This window comes from Streptomyces sp. NPDC087845 (genome assembly GCF_044742755.1).
GTDB lineage: Bacteria > Actinomycetota > Actinomycetes > Streptomycetales > Streptomycetaceae > Streptomyces.
This window is the reverse complement of sequence record NZ_JBIUVC010000003.1, coordinates 56789-77405: the sequence shown is the minus strand read 5'-3', so window position 1 is coordinate 77405 and position 20617 is coordinate 56789. Positions and strand designations below refer to the sequence as shown.

Sequence of the window (20617 nt, the reverse complement as noted above, 5' to 3'; positions counted from 1 at the left end):
TCACGAGCCGTACCCGCTGTTTCCGTGGACGTACGCAGCGGTGAGGCCGTTCGTCGGGATCGCCGCCGATGCCCTGCCGGCGTGCAGACCGGCTGCGGCCGTCGCCTGACATTCCGACAGGTCGCCGCTTCTCCGGAACTCCCCGTCGGTGAACCGCACTTCGAACTCCCTCGGGGTGCCCGCCGTGCCCGCTGCCTGCCGGCGTGCCGGATCGAGGCGTACGTCGTGTACGGCCTTCGTGGATATGCCCGCCGCCCCCCGGTCCGTGGCCGTCCCGACGCCGATGAGCCCGGTGGAGCACACCGCGACCCGACCGGCCTCGGCGCCGACGGCCCGCGCCGTGCGCTCGACCACCGCCCGGGGGTCGCCCTCGCCCCCGGGGCCGGTACAGGCGTCGGCCCCGTCCGAGTCGAGGACGACCACGGACTGCGCGCCATGGGACACCGCGTGCCGGGACCGGCGGACGGGCGCGGCCTGCACAGGGTTCGGGGTGAACACCCCGGCCGCCCCGTGCGACGGCCCGAGGTTCATTACCGGCCCCGCCGATGGTCCGCCGGCCGCGGCCCTGCGAACGCGGCAGTCTGCCGAGACGGCCGCGCAGGAGTCGACGCCGGGTGAGTCCACGGGTGACCTCCCTCTCCTGATGACGTGCGCACCGTTGGGCCCGAACTGCCAAGATTCTCTTAGCTTAGCCTAACCTAAATTGTGATCATTCTGGTCTGGACCGGCCTGCCTCCCGGAGTTTGAGCGGAGGTCAGCGGTGGGCTCGCGCAGGGGGTTTGCCGACCGGGAGGACGATCCGGGCGGCGGCGCAGGCCGGTCCGGCACCGCTCGGTTTCCGCTCCCGGACCCCGAGCAGCTCACCTGCCGCCACGAGGCGGTCCAGCACGTCGGCGGGCGTCCGGGGCTCCAGGCCGAGGACCGGGCCCCGGACACCGGCGGGCCCCCTCTCCGTCTCCGCTGCGGCGCACTGCTCGCGGCGCCGGCGCCGGGGCCGGGGCACTGGTGGGTGCCCCGGCCCTTGGGGCGCCTACGGGTCAGGACGCGGGCAGCTCGCTGCGGACCGTGCGGGCGGCGGTGACCAGGTTCTCCAGGGATGCCTTGGTCTCGGGCCAGCCGCGGGTCTTGAGGCCGCAGTCGGGGTTGACCCACAGGCGTTCGGCGGGGATGGCCTTCAGTCCCTTGCGGAGGAGGCTGGCGGCCTCGTCCGTGTCGGGTACGCGGGGGGAGTGGATGTCGTACACGCCGGGGCCTGCTTCGCGCGGGTAGCCGTGTGTGGCGAGTTCGCGGGCGACTTGCATGTGGGAGCGGGCGGCCTCCAGGCTGATGACGTCGGCGTCGAGGTCGTCGATGGCCTGGACGATGTCGCCGAATTCGGCGTAGCACATGTGGGTGTGGATCTGGGTGTCCGGTCGTACGCCGCTGGTGGTGAGGCGGAAGGACTCGGTGGCCCAGTCCAGGTACGTGGCGTGGTCCGCCGTGCGCAGTGGCAGGGTTTCGCGCAGGGCGGGTTCGTCGACCTGGATGACCGATGTGCCGCCGGTTTCGAGGTCGTCGACCTCGTCGCGCAGGGCGAGGGCGACTTGCCGGGCGGTGTCGCCGAGTGGTTGGTCGTCGCGGACGAAGGACCAGGCCAGCATGGTGACGGGCCCGGTCAGCATGCCCTTGACGGGGCGTTCGGTGAGCGACTGGGCGTATGAGGTCCACCGCACTGTCATCGGTTCGGGGCGGGAGATGTCGCCGGCGAGGACCGGTGGGCGGACGTAGCGGGTGCCGTAGGACTGGACCCAGCCGTGCTGGGTGGCGAGGTAGCCGGTGAGCTGTTCGGCGAAGTACTGCACCATGTCGTTGCGTTCGGGCTCGCCGTGGACCAGGACGTCGATGCCGGTCTTTTCCTGGAAGGTGATGACCTCGGCGATTTCGGCCTTGATCCGCTCCTCGTAACCGGCCGTGTCGATCCGTCCTGCGCGCAGGTCGGCGCGGGCCGCGCGCAGCTCATTTGTCTGCGGGAACGAGCCGATGGTGGTTGTCGGCAGCAGTGGCAGTTTGAGGTGGGCTCGCTGGGCGGTGGTGCGCTCGGTGTACGGCTGGGAGCGGCGGCCGTCGGCGTCGGTGATGGCTGCGGTCCTGGCCCGTACGGCGGGGTCGTGGGTGATCGGGGAGTTGGTACGGGAGGCGAGGTCGGCGCGGTTGGCGGCGATCTCGGCGGTGATCGCGCCGGTGCCCTGGGTCAGTCCCTTTGCGAGGGTGACGATCTCGGCGGTCTTCTGCGTGGCGAAGGCGAGCCAGCGAAGGATCTGAGGGTCGATGTCCCGTTCGGGCGCCGTGTCGAGGGGGACGTGCAGCAGGGAGCAGGAGGCGGCCACGTCGACCCGGTCGGCGAGGCCGAGGAGGGTGGCGAGGGTGGACAGGGACTTCTCGTAGTTGTTGATCCAGATGTTGCGGCCGTTGACGATGCCCGCGACGAGTCGTTTGCCGGGCAGTCCGCCGGCGGCGGCGAGGTCGTGGAGGTTGGCGGCGGCGGCGTCGGTGAAGTCCAGCGCGAGGCCCTCGACCGGGGCTTTCGCCAGTACGGGGAGGGCTGCGCCGAGCCGGTCGAAGTAGGAGGCGACGAGCAGCTTGGGCCGGTCGGTCGGGTCGCCGAGTTCACGGTAGGTGCGGGCGGCGGCGTTCAGTTCGGCCGGGGAGCGGTCCTGGACCAGGGCGGGCTCATCCAGCTGGACCCACTCCGCGCCGGCGGCACGCAGATCGGCGAGTACCTCTGTGTAGACCGGCAGCAGCCGGTCCAGCAGGGTGAGCGGTTCGAAGTCGGCCGCCACCCCTGGGGCGGGCTTGGCCAGTAGAAGGTAGGTGACCGGGCCGACGAGTACGGGCCGGGCGGTGTGTCCGAGCGCGATGGCCTCTTTGAGCTCGGTGACCTGCTTGGTGGAGTCTGCGGTGAAGACGGTGTCCGGGCCGAGTTCGGGGACGAGGTAGTGGTAGTTGGTGTCGAACCACTTGGTCATCTCCAGCGGCGCCACGTCCTGGGTGCCGCGGGCCATTGCGAAGTAGCCGTCGAGTGTGTCGGCGGTGACGGCCTCGCGGTGCCGCTGCGGGACGGCGCCGACCATGACGCTGGTGTCCAGGACGTGGTCGTAGTAGGAGAAGTCGCCGGTGGGCACCTCGTGGACGCCGGCATCCGCCAGTTGCTTCCAGTTGGACCGGCGCAGGCCGGCTGCCGTTTCGCGGAGGGCGTCGGCGGTGACGCGGCCCTTCCAGTAACCCTCGATGGCCTTCTTCAGTTCCCGGTTCGGGCCCTGGCGGGGGTAGCCGTACACGGTGGCTTGTGCTGCCGCGGCTGCGGACTTCGGTGTCACGGAAATCTCCTTCGCGAGATGACTCCTTGAGATCCCGGAGACGGGACACGGACGCGAAGGGATGACGGACCGGACGGATCGATTGCGCCCCCGGGGCGCTCGTCCGTCTGGTATCTACGCCGACCCGCCCACGAGGTCACCGGGATATCCGCACACGAGGGTTCGGGTGCGGGCAACGGGCAGGTCTTCGGACTCGCGGGCACGTCCGCCGAGGCGGACACCTACTGGCCGTCGCTTCCCAGATCCGACCGGATCCAGTGCGTATGACGGCGGTTGTTCCCACTCACCGCTGCGGGGCAGTCCCGGATTCCCACCGGGTTCCCTCTTGCGACGCGCCTGTCTGGCGGACAGGGCGAACCAGCTGCACCGGCCAGACTAGAGGGTGGGCTGCCCCTGGGGCGCCGCTGTTCACATCCCGGAACGTGACATGTGACACGGAATCTGCCCGGGGAGCCGTGTGTGAAGGGGCGTTGACGACGAACGCTGCCCGGTCCTGGGAGCGGACGACCGTCTTGGCCAGGGTGTGTACAGCGAGGTCGCGTACGGCTGAGACCGTCTGCGCGATGTCACCTCGAAGCGTGGTCGGTGGCACTGCTGCGGTCCGGGACGTCGGCGAACTCGGCCGTGATGGTCAGGCCGCCGCCGGGACCGGGCGCTGCTGAGATGTTCGCGCCCTGCGCATGGGCGATGGAGCGGACGATGGAAAGGCTCAGCCCCTGGCCGGAGGTGCTGGTGCGGTCGGCGCGCAGTCGACGGAACGGCTCGAAGAGAGCGGGCATCCGGTCGGGAGCGATGTGCTTCCCGGAGTTGGTGACAGCGAGCCGGTTGCCCTGAACCGTGACCTGGACCTGGCCGCCGGGGTGGTTGTACTGGATGGCGTTGCGCACCAGGTTGGTGACGAGGTGGCGCAGCAGGACGGGGTCCCCGGTGACTTCCACGGGCCCGGTTTCCAGGCGGATGGTGACGTCATGTGCGGCGGTGAGCGGCCCGAGCTGAGCGATGGCCTGCCGCACCGGGTCTCTGGGGTCGAGGGCGTGTCTCTCGGCCAGGCCGCGGTCGATGCCGGCCAGCAGGAACAGGGCCTCGATGAGCCGCCCATCCCCTCTGGATCGGATAGAGGGGGCGGGCGGCTCTTTGATGCTCAGCGAGCGCCTCTGTGGGGTCCGGGGCCCCGGTCGTGATGTCCGCCGAGGCGAATCGCTGAGGGCTGTCCCGTAGTCCCTGGTGGATCGGCGTGCGGCGTCGGATGCGGTGCACCGCAAGGCGGAGGGACGCCCGGATACTGGATGTATTCGGGCGTTCCGACAACGCGGCGAGGCGCCGTAGCCGACGTCGCACGCCCGCCAGGGATTACGGGACAGCCCTTAGGTTCGCCCCGGCGATGTGAGATTTCGTGATACGTGAGAGGGTCAGACGGGTGAGCGAGACACCACCGAACACCCTGCAATACCGCTTTGACGGGCCGGAAGACGCACCGATCCTGATCCTGGGGCCCTCCCTCGGTACTTCATGGCACATGTGGGACCGGCAGATACCGGAGCTCATCCAGCACTGGCGGGTCTTCCGCTTCGACCTTCCCGGCCACGGCGGCGCCCCCGCCCACCCGGCCTCCGCCGTCACCGAACTCGCCGACCGGCTGCTGGCCACCCTCGAAGGGCTCGGCGTCCAGCGCTTCGGGTACGCGGGCTGCTCCCTCGGCGGCGCGATCGGCGCCGACCTCGCGCTGCGCCACCCGCACCGGGTCGCCTCGCTCGCCCTGGTCGCTGCCTCGCCCCGGTTCGGCAGCGCCGACGAGTTCCGCCAGCGCGGTGTGGTCGTCCGCACCAACGGCCTGGAGCCGATGGCCCGCACCGCGCCGGAGCGCTGGTTCACCCCCGGTTTCGCCGCCGCCCAGCCGGCCATCGTCGAGTGGGCCGTCCAGATGGTCCGCACCACCGACCCCGGCTGCTACATCGCCGCCTGCGAAGCCCTCGCCGCCTTCGACATCCGCAGCGAACTCGGCCGCATCACCGTCCCGACGCTCGTCCTGGTCGGCGCCGAGGACCGGGTCACCGGGCCCGGCGACGCCCGCACCCTGGTCGCGGGCATACCCGACGCCCGGCTCGCCCTCGTCCCCGGCGCCTCCCACCTCGCCCCGGTCGAGCAGCCCGGAGCCGTCACCGACCTGCTGCTCACCCACTTCTCCGCGGCCTGGCAGGACACCCTCGCGGCCATCCCCGTCCCGCCCTCCACTCCGCAGCTCTCCACCCCCGTGCTGCCCGTCGCGGAGATCACCGCCGCCGCACCGCCGGAGGCCGCCACCACCGGACGCGCCGACCCGTACGAGCCCGGCATGAAGGTGCGCCGCGAGGTGCTGGGCGACGCCCACGTGGACGGGGCCCTGGCCGCCTCCGACGACTTCACCGGTGACTTCCAGGAACTCGTCACGCGTTACGCCTGGGGCGAGGTGTGGACCCGGGAGGGCCTGGACCGCCGTACCCGCAACTGTGTCACGCTCACCGCGCTGGTCGCCTCCGGCCGCCTGGAGAGCCTGGCCGCGCACGTCACGGCCGCGCTGCGCAACGGCCTCACCCCGGCCGAGATCAAAGAGGTGCTGATGCAGACAGCCGTGTACTGCGGCGTGCCGGCCGCGAGTGCCGCGTTCTCGATCGCCCAGACCGTGATTCAGGAAGAAACAACGCCCCGCCCGTAGCAGGATGGGACCCATGAACGCCGCGAACCCCGTGCACCTGACACTGACCAAGAAGACGCACTCCTGCATCCGTCTGGAGAAGGACGGGCGGACGCTCGTCATCGACCCGGGCGGTTTCTCGGAGCAGGACGCCACCGTCGGCGCCGAAGCGCTGCTGGTGACGCACGAGCACCCCGACCACTTCGACGAGGGGCGGCTGCGCGCCGGGATGGAAGCCAACCCGGCCGCCGAGATCTGGACCCTGCGCAGCGTCGCCGACCGGCTGTCCGCGGCTTTCCCCGGCCGCGTCCACACCGTCGGCCACGGCGACACCTTCTCCGCCGCGGGCTTCGACGTAACGGTCCACGGCGAGCTGCACGCGGTGATCCACCCGGACATTCCCCGGATCACCAACATCGGCTTCCTGGTGGACGGTTCGGTCTTCCATCCGGGCGACGCGCTCACCGTCCCCGAGCGGCCGGTCGACACCCTGATGCTCCCGGTGATGGCCCCCTGGAACAAGATCTCCGAGGTCATCGACTACGTACGCGAGGTCAAGCCGCGCCGCGCCATCGACATCCACGACGCCCTGCTCACCGACCTCGCCCGCCCGATCTACGACAACCAGATCGGCAGCCTCGGCGGCACCGACCACGGCCGGCTGACCCCGGGGGACTCGACCGGCCTGTGACCTCCGCCGGTCCGGCGACTGTCAGTGGGAGCCGCTAGGTTTACGTACATGCGCATCGCAACCTGGAACGTCAATTCGATCACCGCCCGGCTCCCGAGGCTGCTGGCCTGGCTGGAGAGCACCGGCACGGATGTGCTGTGCATCCAGGAGACCAAGTGCACCGCCGAGCAGTTCCCGGCGGACGCGCTCCGCGAGCTCGGCTACGAGTCCGCGGTCAACGCCACGGGCCGGTGGAACGGGGTCGCGCTGGTCTCCCGGGCCGGCCTGTCCGACGTAGTCCAGGGACTGCCCGAAGGCCCCGGGTACGACGGGGTGCAGGAGCCCCGGGCGATCTCCGCGACCTGCGGCCCGGTCCGGGTCTGGTCGGTCTACGTACCCAACGGCCGCGAGATCGAGCACGCGCACTACGCGTACAAGCTGCGCTGGTTCGAGGCCCTGCAGAAGGCCGTCGCCACGGACGCCGCGGGCCCGCAGCCGTTCGCGGTCCTCGGCGACTTCAACGTGGCCCCGACCGATGAGGACGTCTGGGATCCGGCGCTGTTCGTGGGCGCCACCCACGTCACTCCCGCCGAGCGTGCCGCCCTCGCCGCACTGCGCCGGGAAGGGCTGTCCGACGTCATGCCCCGCCCGCTCAAGTACGACCGCCCGTACACCTTCTGGGACTACCGGGAGCTGCGCTTCCCGAAGAACAAGGGCATGCGGATCGACCTCGTCTACGGCAACGCCCCCTTCGTCGCGGCGGTCAAGGACAGCTACGTGGACCGGGAGGAACGCAAGGGCAAGGGCGCGTCCGACCACGCCCCGGTGGTCGTGGACCTCGACATCTGACGACACTGAGCCGCAGCCGCAGCCGCAGCCGCAGCCGCAGCCGCAGCCGCAGCCGCAGCCACGGCTTGGCGTGCTGCGGGCAGAACCCGGTGCGCCGGGGGCGGCCGGGCGCCGCGCATCCCGGCCGCCGAGCCCGTCGTTGTCAGTGGTCGCCGATACGGTGGTTGATGTCCTTATCCCGCTTGCTGGCTGCTTGCTGTGACCAGGACAGCCCCGCCCGTTCAGCGCCGGGCGGGGCCTCATCCACCCCCTGTCGGACCGCGGGAGACCGGTCGCCGCTCCGGTCGGCCGCGCGGAGCGTTCCCAGCGACGCCCAGGCGGTGCCCAGCGCCAGGACCATCAGCAGCGCGCTCACCCACACCGGCGAGCGGAAACCGAGTCCCGCACCGATCGCGAGCCCGCCGAACCAGGGGCCGAGCGCGCCGCCCACATTGAACGCGGACGTGGCGAAGGAGCCGGACAGAGTCGGTGCGTCGGCCGCCAGCCGGAACACCCACGAGATCAGCGCCGTCCCCGTACCGAACGCGAGCATTCCCTGGACGAAGACGAGCGCGACCGTCGCGAGCGGGCTTCCCGCGGTCAAAGCCAACCCGGCCCAGCCGACGGCGAGCGCGACCAGCCCGGCCGCGGTGAGGGCGAGGGGCCGCGCGTCGACGACCCGGCCGGCGACCGTGACCCCGACGAACGAGCCCAGGCCGAACAGCGCGAGCAGCACGGGCACCCAGCCGGCACCGAGTCCGGTGACCCGGGTGGCGAGCGGTTCGAAGTAGGAGAACGCACAGAACGTCGCCCCTTGCACGAGGGCGCTCGTCAGCAGCGTCAGCAGCAGCCGCGGGCGGGCCAGGGCCCGCAGCTCGACGCGGGCGCGCGCGGGGACGGCCTCCGGCCGCGTCCCCGGAATCGTCCTGGCGATCACGACGACGGCCGGTACGGAGACGAGCGCCACGGCCCAGAAGGCCGACCGCCACCCCCATTGCCCGCCCAGCGCCGCACCGGCGGGCACCCCGGCCACACAGGCGATGGTGACGCCCCCGACCACCACGGACGTGGCGCGTGCCCGGGCCTCCGGCCCGACCATGGAGACCGCGGTCACCAGGGCCACGGCCCAGAACCCGGCATTGGCCAGCGCCCCGACGACGCGCGTCGCGAGGAGCACCCCGTAGCCGGGGGTGAGCGCGCCGACGACATGGACGGCGCTGAAGACACACAGGAAGAACAGCAGGGCGCGGCGGCGCGGCCAGTTGCGGCTGAAGAGCGCCATCAACGGCGCTCCGACGACCATTCCGATCGCGAAGGCCGAGGTCAGCAGCCCGGCGGCCGGAATGGATACGTGGAGGTCGGCGGCGATGTCCGAGACCAGACCGGACAGCATGAATTCGGATGTGCCCTGGGCGAAGACGGCGAGCCCGAGCGCGTACACGGCAAAAGGCATGAAGGAACCCCATGGACGGCTGATGGATGGACCAGGCAGGGGGAGTGGGCCGCGCCCGCCCGTCATGACGGGCGGCAACGCGGAAGAACGTCCGCAGTGTTCATGGACGGGACTCGGCAACGCGCGGCAGGCGCAGGTGCCGGAGAATCCGCGCACGCGTGCACGCACAGGCGCGTCACGGGCGCCGACGGGGAAAGCGCAGCCCACACCGGGGTGGTCCTGCGGCGGCAGCCGGGCGGAACGGCCCCATCACCGGAACTCGGCCGTGCGGGGTCGACTCGACAGCGGTTCGGCCACCGGCGGACCGGTGGCTAGCCTCTGTCGGACTCGGGGCTGGACATGGTCATGAAGCTACCAGCCCGGATCCCCTCGCCTCCACCCCTTTCCACCGGAGCGGCTGAGGCAACCGGAGCGGCTTCGGGGTGACCGCCGACGGGGCGGCCGCCGCCGTACTGACGACCACCCTCCGCCGGCCTCCGGCTCCGAGGGGCGGGCCTGCTCCGTCCGCGCCCGGGAGTGACGAAGAAAACGGTGACCGCACGGCGGGGCGATGGGGGACCCGGCGCCGTCGCGCGGTAACGGTGTGGTCGGTGGGCGCCGAGTGATCCCGACCGCACGGGGGCGAACGGGCGCCCACTCGGTCGGGTGGCCGACGGGAGGCGGGATTTCATCGGCGGCCACCGTGCCGGTCCGGTCGCGGCTCACACCCCGAGGTGTGGCGAACCGGGGCCGGTTTTGTGTCATGGTGAGCTGATGTTCGCATTTCGTGGCGCCGACGTGACGGGAGTCCGGTGGGAGTCGAGTGGGAGATGGTCATGGTGAACGTGAGTGAATGGACGCCGGTCGGGGCCGACGGGTCGGTGTTCCGGTGCGAGGCCGACCGTGGGGTGGCCGTATCCAGCAGTGTTGTGCCGCAGGGAATCCGATCATGAACATCCCGTTCTTGGACAACTGGCGCAAGCGTCACGGCGGTACGCGCGGAACGGGGCTCGCCGCCGCCGTGGCGGTCGATCCCGAAGGGGTGGCCGAACTGCTCGCCGAGTGCGAGCTGTTGCGCGTCCGGGCGGCTCAGCGGGGGCTCGAACTCGACGACAGCCCGGCCTCGTTGGCGGCTCTGGACCAGTTGCCGCCGCGCTGGCGCGACGATCCGGAGGAACTGCCCTGGCTGGGCAATGACGCGGGGCTCTACCTCGGCACGGTACTGGTGCGCAATGTCTCCGGCGCGGCGTGGAGCATCTGGCCGAGCGGGCAGCCCGTGGTGCGGCTCGCTTCGGGGCGGGAGATCGATGTGGTCGAGGCCGGACTGGGCTGGGCTATGACGGGCAGCCCCGAGCTTTCGCAGGTGTACTCGGAGTCGGCCGAGGGGTAGAGCTTTCATCAAAACCAGATAAGACGCCTTATGCCCCCTTTATGCGTGTCGAAGGCGAAGCCCCTTTTCGCGCTGGATAGTTTGCGCTGACCTCGACATAGCGACAAGTGGGTGGGGCAGGGTATGGCCGTCGATCCGTTGATCGAACTGCGGGACGTCAACAAGTTCTACGGGCAGTTGCACGTACTGCGGGACATCAATCTCACCGTGGGCCGCGGGGAGGTGGTGGTGGTCATCGGCCCCTCGGGCTCCGGCAAGTCGACGCTCTGCCGGACCATCAACCGGCTCGAGACGATCGAGTCGGGCCACATCGCGATCGACGGCAGACCCCTCCCCGAGGAGGGGAAGGGGCTGGCCCAGCTGCGGGCCGAAGTGGGCATGGTCTTCCAGTCGTTCAACCTGTTCGCGCACAAGACCGTGCTGGACAATGTCTCGCTCGCCCAGCTCAAGGTCCGCAAACGGAAGAAGGACGAGGCCGACCGGCGCTCCCGGGAGCTGCTGGAGCGGGTCGGACTCGCCGCGCAGGCCGCCAAGCTCCCCGCACAGCTCTCCGGCGGCCAGCAGCAGCGGGTGGCCATCGCCCGCGCCCTCGCCATGGACCCCAAGGCGCTGCTCTTCGACGAGCCCACCTCGGCACTCGACCCGGAGATGATCAACGAGGTGCTGGAGGTCATGCAGCAGCTCGCCCGGGACGGGATGACCATGGTCGTCGTCACGCACGAGATGGGCTTCGCCCGCTCCGCCGCCAACCGCGTGGTCTTCATGGCCGACGGCCGCGTCGTCGAGGACCGCACTCCCGAGGCGTTCTTCACCGCTCCGGAGAGCGACCGTGCCAAGGACTTCCTGTCCAAGATCCTCAAGCACTGACGGGGGGCGCCGTGTTGCGTACGCGAAAAGTACTGGCCGCCTGTGCCGGTCTCCTGCTGGCCGTGCTCGCCGCCGGATGCGGCAAGGAGGGCAGCCCGCCGGTGAAGGGGCCGAAGGCCGGGCAGCTGCCGGTGTACAAGGTCGACACCGGGTTCCGGCTGCCCGGATCGCCGACCTGGAGCAAGGCGAAGAAGCGCGGATACCTCCGGGTCGGGGCCAAGGAGGACCAGCCCTACCTCGGCGAGAAGGACCCGGCCACCGGCGTCTACTCCGGCTTCGACATCGAGATCGCCAGAATGATGGCGGCCTCGATCGGGTTCGACCCGAAGACGATCCGCTTCAGGACCATCGCCTCCGCCAACCGCGAGACGGCACTGCAGAACGGCCAGATCGACTACTACGTCGGCACCTACACCATCAACGCCATGCGCAAGAAGCTCGTCGGCTTCGCGGGACCCTACTTCATGGCCGGGCAGTCGCTGCTCGTCCGCACCGACGAACACGACATCCACGGCCCGCAGGACCTGGACGGCAGGACGGTCTGCTCGGCAGCGGGATCGACCCCGTACCAGCGCATCGCCGCCGACTACCCGAAGGCGATCCTGGTCGCCTACGACACGTACTCGATCTGCGTCGACAACCTGCTGACCTACCAGGTCGACGCCGTCACCACCGACAACGCGATCCTGCTGGGCTTCGCCGCCAAGGCGCCCAAGGAGCTGAAGGTGGTGGGCAAGCCGTTCTCCGAGGAGCCGTACGGCATCGGCGTCCCGCGCAGCGACAACGCGCTGCGGTTCGCCCTCAACGACGCCCTGGAGGCCAACGAGAGGAACGGCAACTGGAGGAAGGCGTTCGAGGCCACACTCGGACTCTCCGGAGCGCCCGCGCCGACCCCGCCGCCCATCGACCGCTACCCGGCGACCTGAGAGGGCGGGCATCGACCATGGACGTACTCACAGAGAACTTCTCGCTCTACGGCAAGGGCTTCCTCGGCACGGTCGAACTGACCGTCTACTCCTCGATCCTGGCCCTGCTCCTCGGCTTCTTCATGGCCTCCTGCCGGGTGGCTCCCGTCGGCTCGCTCCGGGTGCTCGGCGCGGTCTGGGTGACGGTGCTGCGCAACACGCCTCTGACGCTGCTCTTCTTCGCCGTCCTGCTCGGGCTCCCGCGCTTCGGACTGGTGCTTCCCTTCAAGGTCTTCGCGGTCCTCGCGCTCGGCTGCTACACCTCCGCCTTCATCTGCGAGGTGCTGCGCTCCGGCATCAACACCGTGCCGAGGGGGCAGGGCGAGGCGGCTCGCAGCCTCGGCCTGACGTTCGGCCAGACGCTGCACGCCATCGTGCTGCCGCAGGCGTTCCGTTCGGTGATCCCGCCGATCGGCTCGACGCTGATCGCCCTCGCCAAGAACTCGGCGATCGCCGGGGCCTTCAGCGTCACCGAGCTGCTCGGCACCTACAAGACCCTCAACGAGCTGGGCTACAGCATCATCTGGACCTTCGTCTGGATCGCCGTCGGCTACCTGATCATCACCCTGTCCATCAGTGCGCTCTTCAATGCGATGGAGAAGCGCTGGGGAGTCGCCCGATGACCACCCGCACCGTGCCGCCCGCCACCGCGCTCTACGACATCCCGGGCCCGGTCGCCCGCAGACGCCACCGTCTGTACGGGATCGTCTCGACGGCCCTGATCCTCGCCCTGGTCGGCTGGATCGTCTATCTGCTCGTCGACACCGGACAGTTCACCGCCGCCAAATGGACGCCCTTCGCGTACAAGGGCATCCAGGAGCTGCTGCTGCGCGGACTGGGCAACACCCTCAAGGCGTTCGGGTACGCCGCGGTGCTCTCCCTCGTGCTCGGAGCGGTGCTCGCCGTCGGCCGACTCTCCGAACACCGGGCCGTGCGCCGGCTGTCGACGCTTCTGGTCGAGTTCTTCCGGGCCATGCCCGTACTGGTGATGATCTTCTTCATCTTCGTGGCCCTGAAGGTGCAGCCCCTGCCCGCACTGGTCACCGGCCTGACGCTGTACAACGGCTCCGTGCTCGCCGAGGTGTTCCGCACCGGGATCAACTCGGTGGACCGCGGCCAGCGCGAGGCCGCGTACGCCCTCGGGATGCGCAAGACCCAGGTCACCACCTTCGTGCTGGCCCCGCAGGCGGTGCGCGCCATGCTGCCCACGATCATCAGCCAGCTGGTGGTGGCGCTGAAGGACACCTCGCTCGGCTACCTGATCACCTACGAGGAATTCCTCCACGCGGGCAAGCTCATCGCCTCCAATCTCGACTACGATCTTCCCTTCATCCCCGTGGTGATGGTGATCTCACCGATCTACATCGGGATGTGCATGCTGCTCTCCTGGTTCGCGACGTGGGTGGCCAAGCGGGAGCGGCGCAATCCGAAGACGAAGGCCGTGGAAGTCGCACCGGCCGAACCAGGAACGCTGCTGCCGGGTGTGCAGTAGCCGGGACCCGCTGCGAAGCGGTCTCCGAGGAGCAGTGCCCGTCCGGCAGCAGCCGGTGATCACTTCTCGCGCGAGGGAACGGGCCCGTATGCCGGGCCCGCCGAGAGCGAGGAGAAGGTCAGCTGCGAGCCGGTCGGGTCGTGCTCCGCGCACAGCGGGTCGACCGTGTCGACCGTCAGGGCGAGCCGGTGACCGGCCGGGACGCCGCAGGTGGCGGAGGAGAGCTCCGGGCCCGCGGCGCAGCGGCCGGCCCGGCGTCTGCCCGTGGAAGGTATAGGGGGCGTTACTGACCAGCTTGCCCGGGCCGGCGGCCCTTCGTCGTGGAGATGCGCGACGAAGGGCCGCTCCCTTTGCGGCCGGCCGGCCGGCCGGTGCGGTCGAGTCCGGCCGTGCTCCGGATTTCGGCCTGTGAGGAAAGGGGTGGAATCCTGTGCCTCATTGTGATGAATCTGTGACGACCGGCATGCGTTGATGTCCGACATGCTCCCTTGTCGGTGCCGACATCCCAGGACAAGATCGACTTCTGCTTCTCGGGCTGTCATGGGTGGGGATCTCGGGTGACCGGGGTGGGGAAGAGTTGCCGAGACACCTGATCAAGGGGTGTTGGCGCCGAATGTCCGCTGCGTGAATTCCGTATCGATCGTCCCTCTTGCCTCTGGTGCGGATGTGGGGTCTTACGACCTGCCGGTCGCCAACGGGCCGTCCATGTGCGGGTCCGTCGCTCGAACGGAATAGGGACAGGGATGCATGTCGTACGTTGCTGATGGGAAGAGTGTGCCGCGCCGCCGCCGGATGCGGCGCGCCGCGGTGCGTGGGGCGCCGGCCGTTCTTCTGGCCGCGGTGATGTTCTCGGCCGGGCAGGCCCCGCCCTTCGGGTCACGGGCGGCCGCTGCGGCACCCTGTGCCGGCACTGTGGCCCCGGACTTCAATGGCGACGGGGTGCGCGATGTCGCTGTCGCCGACCCGCAGGCCACGGTCTCCGGCAAGGAGAGGGCCGGCCTCGTCAGAATCGTACTGGGCGGCGGCAAAGGCGTGGTGGAGGTCTCCCAGGACACTCCCAACGTGGCCGACAGCGCGGAACCGGGGGACCAGTTCGGCTTCTCGATGGCCGTGTACGACGCAGATCTCGATGGGTGCAGCGACCTCGCCGTCGGGATCCCCTACGAGGACGTCGGAACTGTCAAGGACGCCGGTTACGTGCAGATCATCTACGGCTCCACGGGGACCGTCGGCCAAGAAAAGCCCAGCAGGGGCTTCGTCCAAGGTGCCGATCAGCCGTTGGGCGGTGGGCCCGAGACCGGCGACTGGCTCGGTTACGCGGTCGCAGCAGGCAAGTCGGCATCCGGTTACCCCTTCCTGGTCATAGGGGTGCCCGGCGAGGACGGTGCCGGCGGAGTGGACATGGGCATCATCCACTACGTGTACGGAACGGACTACAAGGCGGCGTCCGTCAGCCAGGACACCACCGGGGTCTGGGAGGACGCGGAGCCTCACGACCGCTTCGGCGCCTCGATCGCGGCGACGGACAGGCACTTCGTGGTCGGCGCTCCGGGGGAGAGCATCGGGGCTGTCCCCTTCGCAGGTGCCGTCGTCGCATTCCGGCCCTCGATCAACACGGACGGCATTCCGGACCCGCTGTTCGGCATGGGCCAAGGCCGTACGCCGGGGCCCGATCTCGCGGCTCAGGAAGGCGACCAGTACGGGACTTCGCTGGCGATGGCACCGTACCGCCCGAGCGGGGCGGCGACGACCACCGACTCGATGCTCGCAGTGGGCGTCCCGGGCGAGGACCTGGGGAGCATCGTGGACGCCGGGGCGGTGCAGGTGTACCAGATCAAGGCCGACGGAACGGTCGCGGAGACCCAGTGGATCGACCAGGACGTGCCCGACGTCGAGGGAGAGGCGGAGCCCCGTGACTTCTTCGGGCAGCGGCTCGCCGCTGTCAACACAACCACGAACGTGGTCAGTACCCCGGCCACGATGAGGTTGGCCGTGGGAGTTCCGGGCGAGGAGCCGGCGGCGGGGCAGGCGGACCAGGGCGGCGTGGCACTGTTCTCGATGCTCGGAGCTCCCGGAGCCGCCGACAGCTGGATCGAGCCGGGCGCCGGAATTCCTTCGCAGCCCGCTCCACGGCAGTTCGCCGGCATGAGTCTGGGCGGCAACCCGGCCCTGTTGTACGTGGGCATGCCCTACGGCCCGGAGGCGGGACGCGCGGTGTACGGCTTCTCCTGGAACACCGCCAACGGCGGTACCCCCAGTCAGACCTTCAGACCGGGCGAGGGCGGCCTTCCCGCCGGCGGTGTCGCCTTCGGCGCCACCGTCCGCTGATCGAGACGAACGACGTCGCGGGGGACCCGTGTCCGACGGCCTCGCCGGCCACAGGACCGGGTTCCCCGGGGCGACCGCAGCCTTGATCCGCATGTCACGTCCTGCGGCGAGGAGGAGTCGGCGGATGCGGACACCGCCCCGGCTGCGGCGTCGGCCGCCCGGGGCTCCAGCGAGGGTGGCCCCGGCGAACAGGGCGACGCCCGCTCCGCGGGAGACGGTGGCGTGCGGAGCGGGGCACGGGCGCGGCAGCGGTCGCTCCTCACGCGTTTCGGGGCGAAGCGAATCGGTGTCCCCGGCGCGGCGCGGCCGTGCGGCTCACTTCAGCGCGCTCTTCGCCTGCCAGTCGGACCACGCCACATTCCACGCCCCGTATCCGTTGCCCTCCGCGACCGTGCCCTTGGCGTCGGCGCCGGTGATCTCGAACGGGTCGCCGACCCGTACCTGCTGGTACAGCGAAGCGGCGTTGGCGTCACTCATTCCGACACAGCCCGAGCTGTGGTTGGCCACCCCGAAGTAGGCGGCGTTCCACGGCGCCGCGTGGGCGTACATCCCCGACCAGGTCAGCCGCATCGACGAGTCGACCATCTTGTCGTAGGCATCGCCCAGGCCGACCGTCTCGGAGCGCATGTTGATCGTGCCCTCCTTGGCCATCAGCACGGCCGTACCGCGCCAGGACGCCTTCTCGCCGCCCGGGGTGCCGGCCGACATGGGCACGTCCATGACGGTCTTCCCGTCCCGCTTCAGTGCCAGCCGGTGGCGGTCGAGGTCGACCTTGACCACCTGGTTCGCTCCGATCGTGAAGGTGGTCCGGTAGTCGCGGACGAACCAGCCGCCGGACGGGCCCGAGTCGATGCCGTTGAGATCGGCGTCGAGCGTGACCTTCGTACCGGACTTCCAGTACTCCTTGGGCCGCCAGTCGACGCGGTCCTTGCCGGAGTAGTCCTGCAGCCAGCCCCAGGAGCCCTCGGCGTTGTTCGAGGTGGAGACCTTCAGGGCCTTCTCGACCGCCGCCCGGTCCTTCACCGGGTTGTCGAAGACGATCGACAGGGGCTGGGCGACGCCGACGGTGGTGTTCTTGCCGGGGGCCAGCGTCAGCTTGTTGACCTTGTCGGCCCCGGCGGTGGTGAACCCGGCCTTGTCACTGCCGCCCTCGGTGTCCTTCGCCTCGACGCGGTACGTGGTGCCGGGCGCGGCCGGCCGGTCCGACGTCCAGGTCCTGCCGTCGGCGGATATCCGGCCGGTGAGCGCGTCCCCCTCGGCCGGGCTCACCGTGACCGCCTTCAGCTTTCCGGCGCCGAGGGTCACCTTCACCGGCTGCCCGGGAGCGGCCCCGGAGCCCTGGAGGTTCACCGAGATCTTGGTTTCGTGCGCCGGTGCGCCCCCCGCCGCCCCCTTGCCCGAGTCCGACGCCGACGCGCCGGAGCAGGCGGTGAGCGTGGCGCCGAGCGCCGCGGTACCGGCGATCAGGGTGAGCCGGACCGGGCGGACGAGCGGGGCGGTACGACGTATGCGCCGGCGTGCAGAGAACAACGGAACAACCTCCAAGACCTTGCTTCTCACGGGTGGAGAGGCATTCACCCGACGATAGGTTCCGCAAATCGACCGAAAACCGGGAAATCCTCTGTGTGACATGGACCGCAGCACAACGGTCATCGTCCGGTCACATCCGCCGCTCGGCTCCGTCACGGACCGCTGTGAGCATCCTGTGCAGCCCCGCGGAGCCGACAGCGGGGCCGACCAGGGAGGGCCACGAACATGTCAGCGCTGCTCGCGACCGGAGACCGCGGCCAAGACCACGAGCTGCGGATACGCGGCCTGACCGCCGTCGAGCACCGGGCCTTCGTGTCCACCCGCACGGACGCGAGCTTTCTGCAGTATCCGTCCTGGGCCTCGGTGAAGGACCAATGGGCCTCCGAAATGGTCGGCTGGCACGACGCCTTCGGCGAATTGACCGGAGCCGCGCTGGTGCTCTACCGGCAATTCCCGGGAACCCGCAAATACTTCGCCTACTTGCCGGAAGGCCCGGTGGCCGACTGGGCCGACCCCGATGTCGACCGGTGGCTGCGGCCGCTCATGGCACATCTGCGCAGGGCCGGTGCCTTCGCCGTACGGATCGGTCCCTCACCGGCGTACCGCCGCTGGGACACCGCCCGGCTCAAGGCGGCCACCGGACCGGGCCGCAAGGTCGGCGACGTACTCGCCACCGAGGTGGACCCGCTCGGCACGGCCGTCGCCGAACGGCTCCGGGCCCGCGGCTGGCGCCGCTGCGGCGGCGACGGGGGAGAGGACGCCGACGCGCAGCCGCGCCATGTCTTCCGGGTGCCGCTCGCCGGCCGGACCCCCGACGAGCTGTGGGCGGGGCTCAACCAGGAGTGGCGCCGCAACGTCCGCAAGGCCCAGAAGGCCGGGGTGCGGATCGTCGTCGGCGGCGCGGCCGAACTCCCGGAATTCCACCGCCTGCTGCGGATCACCGAGGAGCGCGACGGCTTCCGGCTCGGCCGCTCCCTCGCGTACTACCAGCAGCAGTACGCCGTACTCAACGCCGAACACCCCGGACGGATGAAGCTCTACCTCGCCGTCCACCAGGGCGAGATCCTGGCCGCCCACACGATGATCAGCACCGGTCGGCGGGTCTGGTACCAGACCGGCGCCTCCGCCGACCACCGCAGAGAGGTCCGGCCCAGCAACGCGCTGCAGTGGAAGATGATGCTCGACGCCCACGGGCTCGGTGCCGATGTGCACGACATGCGCGGGGTACCCTCCACCCTTGACCCCGACGACCGGCCCTTCGGGCTGCTGCGTTGGAAGCTCGGCACCGGCGGTCAGGTCGTCGAGACCCTCGGAGAGTGGGAGACATCGGTGGGCGGAGCCGCCAACAACACCCTGTACCGGGCGTTCCAGGCATACCTGGCCCGCCGATGACGGCCACCGAGGCGACCCCCGCGAAGACCCCGAAGCGCGCGTCCGGCTCGGTACTGCGCAGCGGCGCGGTCATGGCGTCGGGCTCCATCGTCTCCCGGGCGACCGGCTTCGTGCGCTCGGCCGTCGTCGTCGCCGCGCTCGGCACCGGGCTCCAGGCGGACGGGTACACGGTCGCCAACACCGTGCCCAACATCCTCTACACGCTGCTCATCGGCGGCGCGCTCAACGCCGTCTTCGTCCCGGAGCTCGTGCGGGCGGCCAAGAACCACGCCGACGGCGGAGCCGCGTACACCGACCGGCTGCTCACCCTCTGCACGATCGGACTCCTCGTCCTCACCGCGGTCACCGTCGTCGGCGCACCGTGGATCGTCTCGGTCTACGCTCCCGACTACCACGGCGAACAGGCCGAACTCACCATCGCCCTGGCCCGCTACTGCCTGCCGCAGATCCTCTTCTACGGACTGTTCACGTTGCTCGGCCAAGTACTCAACGCCCGCGACCGGTTCGGCGCGATGATGTGGACCCCGGTCCTCAACAACGTGGTGATCATCGCGGTGTTCGGGATCTACCTGGCCGTCGCGGCGGGCTCCGACGGTACGTTGACCGCGGCGCAGGCCCAGTGGCTCGGCTGGGGGACCACCGCCGGGATCGCCGTGCAGACCGTTGCCCTGGTGCCCGCGCTGCGCGCGGCGAGGTTCCGTTGGCGCCCCCGGTTCGACTGGCGGGGCAGCGGCCTCACCCGGCCGCTGCGCGCGGCCGGCTGGCTCGTCCTGCTCGTGCTGACCAATCAGATCGCCTACTGGGTGGTCACCCGGCTCTCCACCGCCACCGGTCAGCACGCCGTCGAACAGCATGTGGCGGGCGGCGTGGGCTACACCGCGTACAGCTACGTCTACCAGCTGTGGGTGGTGCCGCACGGCATCGTGACCGTCTCGCTCGTCACCGCGCTGATGCCCCGGATGAGCCGGGCGGCCGCGGACGGCGATCTGACGGGCGTGCGGCGTGATGTCTCGTACGCCCTGCGCACCACGGCCGCGGCCGTGGTGCCCGCGGTGGCCGTGCTGTTCGCGCTGGCACCGTGGGTGATCGGGGCGGTGTACGGATACGGGCGTACGGGCGGGGCGGACATCACGGTGATGGCCGGGATGATGATGGCGTTCGCGCCGGGGCTGATCGCCTACTCCGGACAGTACGTGCTCTCCCGCGCGTTCTACGCGATGAGCGACACCCGCACCCCGTTCCTCCTCAACCTGGTGATCGCCGCGCTCAACGCCGGGCTCTGCGTCGCCGCGTATCTGCTGCTGCCGGTCCGCTGGGCCGTGACCGGAATGGCCGGGGCGTACTCCGTGGCGCTGTTCGTGGGCTTCGGTGCCACGGCGTACGTGCTGCACCGCAGGGTCTGCGGCAGCGGCGCCGCCCGGCCCTCACTGCTGCGGTCGTCCGGGCTGTGGGCGCAGGTCCGCCTGGTGGTGGCGAGCGTGCCCGCCGGGCTGCTGGGGTACCTGGCCGCTCGCGCCGGCGCCGGGTACGGGGACTTCGCCGCGGTGGGGGCGGGGACCGTCGTACTCCTGCTCACGGTGGCGCTGCTGGCCCGGCCGCTCCGCCTGCGGGAGATCAGCGCCGTGATCGCGGCGGGCCGGCGGCGGCTGCGGCGGGCGTGAACCCGCCGGGCGCCCGGCCCGGTCACCGGTTCGAA

The 20617-nt window shown here is 70.5% G+C and carries 16 protein-coding genes and 1 riboswitch; of the genes, 11 read left to right on the top strand and 5 right to left on the bottom strand.

Annotation, left to right across the window (positions count from 1 at the left end):
- The 3 genes from ACIOMQ_RS09570 to ACIOMQ_RS09560 form a co-directional block, all read right to left on the bottom strand.
- A complete protein-coding gene (locus ACIOMQ_RS09570; protein WP_362197285.1) occupies window positions 1-531 on the bottom strand; it encodes a bifunctional ornithine acetyltransferase/N-acetylglutamate synthase in 531 nt (176 codons plus the stop codon).
- 506 nt (window positions 532-1037) lie between these two features.
- Window positions 1038-3356, bottom strand: coding sequence for a 5-methyltetrahydropteroyltriglutamate--homocysteine S-methyltransferase (gene metE, locus ACIOMQ_RS09565; protein WP_402128021.1), 2319 nt, complete (start codon window positions 3354-3356; stop codon window positions 1038-1040).
- Window positions 3357-3516: 160 nt separating this feature from the next.
- A riboswitch (cobalamin riboswitch) is annotated at window positions 3517-3733 on the bottom strand.
- A gap of 189 nt (window positions 3734-3922) precedes the next feature.
- Entirely contained in the window at window positions 3923-4369 is a 447-nt protein-coding gene (locus tag ACIOMQ_RS09560) for a sensor histidine kinase (protein WP_402188468.1), read from the bottom strand.
- A 404-nt stretch (window positions 4370-4773) separates the two neighbouring features.
- Between ACIOMQ_RS09560 and pcaC the strand changes: the two genes are divergently transcribed.
- Genes pcaC through ACIOMQ_RS09545 form a run of 3 tightly spaced genes read left to right on the top strand, consistent with a single transcriptional unit; the run spans window position 4774 to window position 7546 of the window.
- Window positions 4774-6048: a 4-carboxymuconolactone decarboxylase gene (gene pcaC / locus ACIOMQ_RS09555; protein WP_402188466.1), complete on the top strand. Its 1275-nt coding sequence runs from the start codon at window positions 4774-4776 to the stop codon at window positions 6046-6048.
- 13 nt (window positions 6049-6061) lie between these two features.
- Entirely contained in the window at window positions 6062-6718 is a 657-nt protein-coding gene (locus ACIOMQ_RS09550) for an MBL fold metallo-hydrolase (protein ID WP_401269543.1), read from the top strand.
- Between the two features lie 48 nt (window positions 6719-6766).
- The gene (locus ACIOMQ_RS09545; protein WP_362197269.1) at window positions 6767-7546 is read left to right on the top strand and encodes an exodeoxyribonuclease III; all 780 of its coding nucleotides are present in this window, start codon (window positions 6767-6769) and stop codon (window positions 7544-7546) included.
- A 142-nt stretch (window positions 7547-7688) separates the two neighbouring features.
- Here ACIOMQ_RS09545 and ACIOMQ_RS09540 read toward each other — a convergent pair whose 3' ends face one another.
- On the bottom strand, window positions 7689-8978 hold the full coding sequence (locus tag ACIOMQ_RS09540; RefSeq protein ID WP_402188464.1) for a Cmx/CmrA family chloramphenicol efflux MFS transporter: 1290 nt from the start codon (window positions 8976-8978) through the stop codon (window positions 7689-7691).
- 928 nt (window positions 8979-9906) lie between these two features.
- Between ACIOMQ_RS09540 and ACIOMQ_RS09535 the strand changes: the two genes are divergently transcribed.
- The 6 genes from ACIOMQ_RS09535 to ACIOMQ_RS09510 all read left to right on the top strand — a co-directional run bounded on the left by ACIOMQ_RS09535 (window position 9907) and on the right by ACIOMQ_RS09510 (window position 15999).
- Window positions 9907-10347: a DUF6278 family protein gene (locus ACIOMQ_RS09535; RefSeq protein WP_389802947.1), complete on the top strand. Its 441-nt coding sequence runs from the start codon at window positions 9907-9909 to the stop codon at window positions 10345-10347.
- Between the two features lie 123 nt (window positions 10348-10470).
- Complete coding sequence (locus ACIOMQ_RS09530; protein WP_362198030.1) at window positions 10471-11214, top strand: amino acid ABC transporter ATP-binding protein; 744 nt, start codon at window positions 10471-10473, stop codon at window positions 11212-11214.
- Window positions 11215-11228: 14 nt separating this feature from the next.
- Complete coding sequence (locus ACIOMQ_RS09525; protein ID WP_401936685.1) at window positions 11229-12140, top strand: glutamate ABC transporter substrate-binding protein; 912 nt, start codon at window positions 11229-11231, stop codon at window positions 12138-12140.
- 17 nt (window positions 12141-12157) lie between these two features.
- Entirely contained in the window at window positions 12158-12802 is a 645-nt protein-coding gene (locus tag ACIOMQ_RS09520; protein WP_362197260.1) for an amino acid ABC transporter permease, read from the top strand.
- Window positions 12799-13671 (top strand): amino acid ABC transporter permease, encoded by an 873-nt coding sequence (locus ACIOMQ_RS09515; protein ID WP_362197257.1) that lies wholly within the window; start codon window positions 12799-12801, stop codon window positions 13669-13671. Before ACIOMQ_RS09520 ends, ACIOMQ_RS09515 begins: the two co-directional genes overlap by 4 nt.
- A gap of 747 nt (window positions 13672-14418) precedes the next feature.
- Complete coding sequence (locus ACIOMQ_RS09510) at window positions 14419-15999, top strand: FG-GAP repeat domain-containing protein (RefSeq protein ID WP_402188460.1); 1581 nt, start codon at window positions 14419-14421, stop codon at window positions 15997-15999.
- A 315-nt stretch (window positions 16000-16314) separates the two neighbouring features.
- On the opposite strand, the gene ACIOMQ_RS09505 is transcribed toward ACIOMQ_RS09510, so the two are convergent.
- Entirely contained in the window at window positions 16315-17529 is a 1215-nt protein-coding gene (locus tag ACIOMQ_RS09505; protein WP_402188458.1) for an Ig-like domain-containing protein, read from the bottom strand.
- A 225-nt stretch (window positions 17530-17754) separates the two neighbouring features.
- On the opposite strand from ACIOMQ_RS09505, the gene ACIOMQ_RS09500 reads away from it, so the two are divergent.
- Window positions 17755-18921 (top strand): peptidoglycan bridge formation glycyltransferase FemA/FemB family protein, encoded by a 1167-nt coding sequence (locus tag ACIOMQ_RS09500; protein WP_362197247.1) that lies wholly within the window; start codon window positions 17755-17757, stop codon window positions 18919-18921.
- Window positions 18918-20582, top strand: coding sequence for a murein biosynthesis integral membrane protein MurJ (gene murJ / locus ACIOMQ_RS09495; protein ID WP_362197244.1), 1665 nt, complete (start codon window positions 18918-18920; stop codon window positions 20580-20582). The genes ACIOMQ_RS09500 and murJ overlap by 4 nt, the downstream gene beginning before the upstream one ends.
- Window positions 20583-20617 lie beyond the last annotated feature (35 nt).

Bases quoted from the DNA above. Each gene is read 5' to 3' on its own strand.
- ACIOMQ_RS09540 (WP_402188464.1), bottom strand. From the start codon at position 8,978: ATGCCTTTTGCCGTGTACGCGCTCGGGCTCGCCGTCTTCGCCCAGGGC.
- ACIOMQ_RS09510 (WP_402188460.1), top strand. From the start codon at position 14,419: ATGTCGTACGTTGCTGATGGGAAGAGTGTGCCGCGCCGCCGCCGGATG.
- ACIOMQ_RS09535 (WP_389802947.1), top strand. From the start codon at position 9,907: ATGAACATCCCGTTCTTGGACAACTGGCGCAAGCGTCACGGCGGTACG.
- ACIOMQ_RS09550 (WP_401269543.1), top strand. From the start codon at position 6,062: ATGAACGCCGCGAACCCCGTGCACCTGACACTGACCAAGAAGACGCAC.
- ACIOMQ_RS09545 (WP_362197269.1), top strand. From the start codon at position 6,767: ATGCGCATCGCAACCTGGAACGTCAATTCGATCACCGCCCGGCTCCCG.
- murJ (WP_362197244.1), top strand. From the start codon at position 18,918: ATGACGGCCACCGAGGCGACCCCCGCGAAGACCCCGAAGCGCGCGTCC.
- ACIOMQ_RS09515 (WP_362197257.1), top strand. From the start codon at position 12,799: ATGACCACCCGCACCGTGCCGCCCGCCACCGCGCTCTACGACATCCCG.
- ACIOMQ_RS09570 (WP_362197285.1), bottom strand. From the start codon at position 531: ATGAACCTCGGGCCGTCGCACGGGGCGGCCGGGGTGTTCACCCCGAAC.
- ACIOMQ_RS09500 (WP_362197247.1), top strand. From the start codon at position 17,755: ATGTCAGCGCTGCTCGCGACCGGAGACCGCGGCCAAGACCACGAGCTG.
- ACIOMQ_RS09530 (WP_362198030.1), top strand. From the start codon at position 10,471: ATGGCCGTCGATCCGTTGATCGAACTGCGGGACGTCAACAAGTTCTAC.
- ACIOMQ_RS09520 (WP_362197260.1), top strand. From the start codon at position 12,158: ATGGACGTACTCACAGAGAACTTCTCGCTCTACGGCAAGGGCTTCCTC.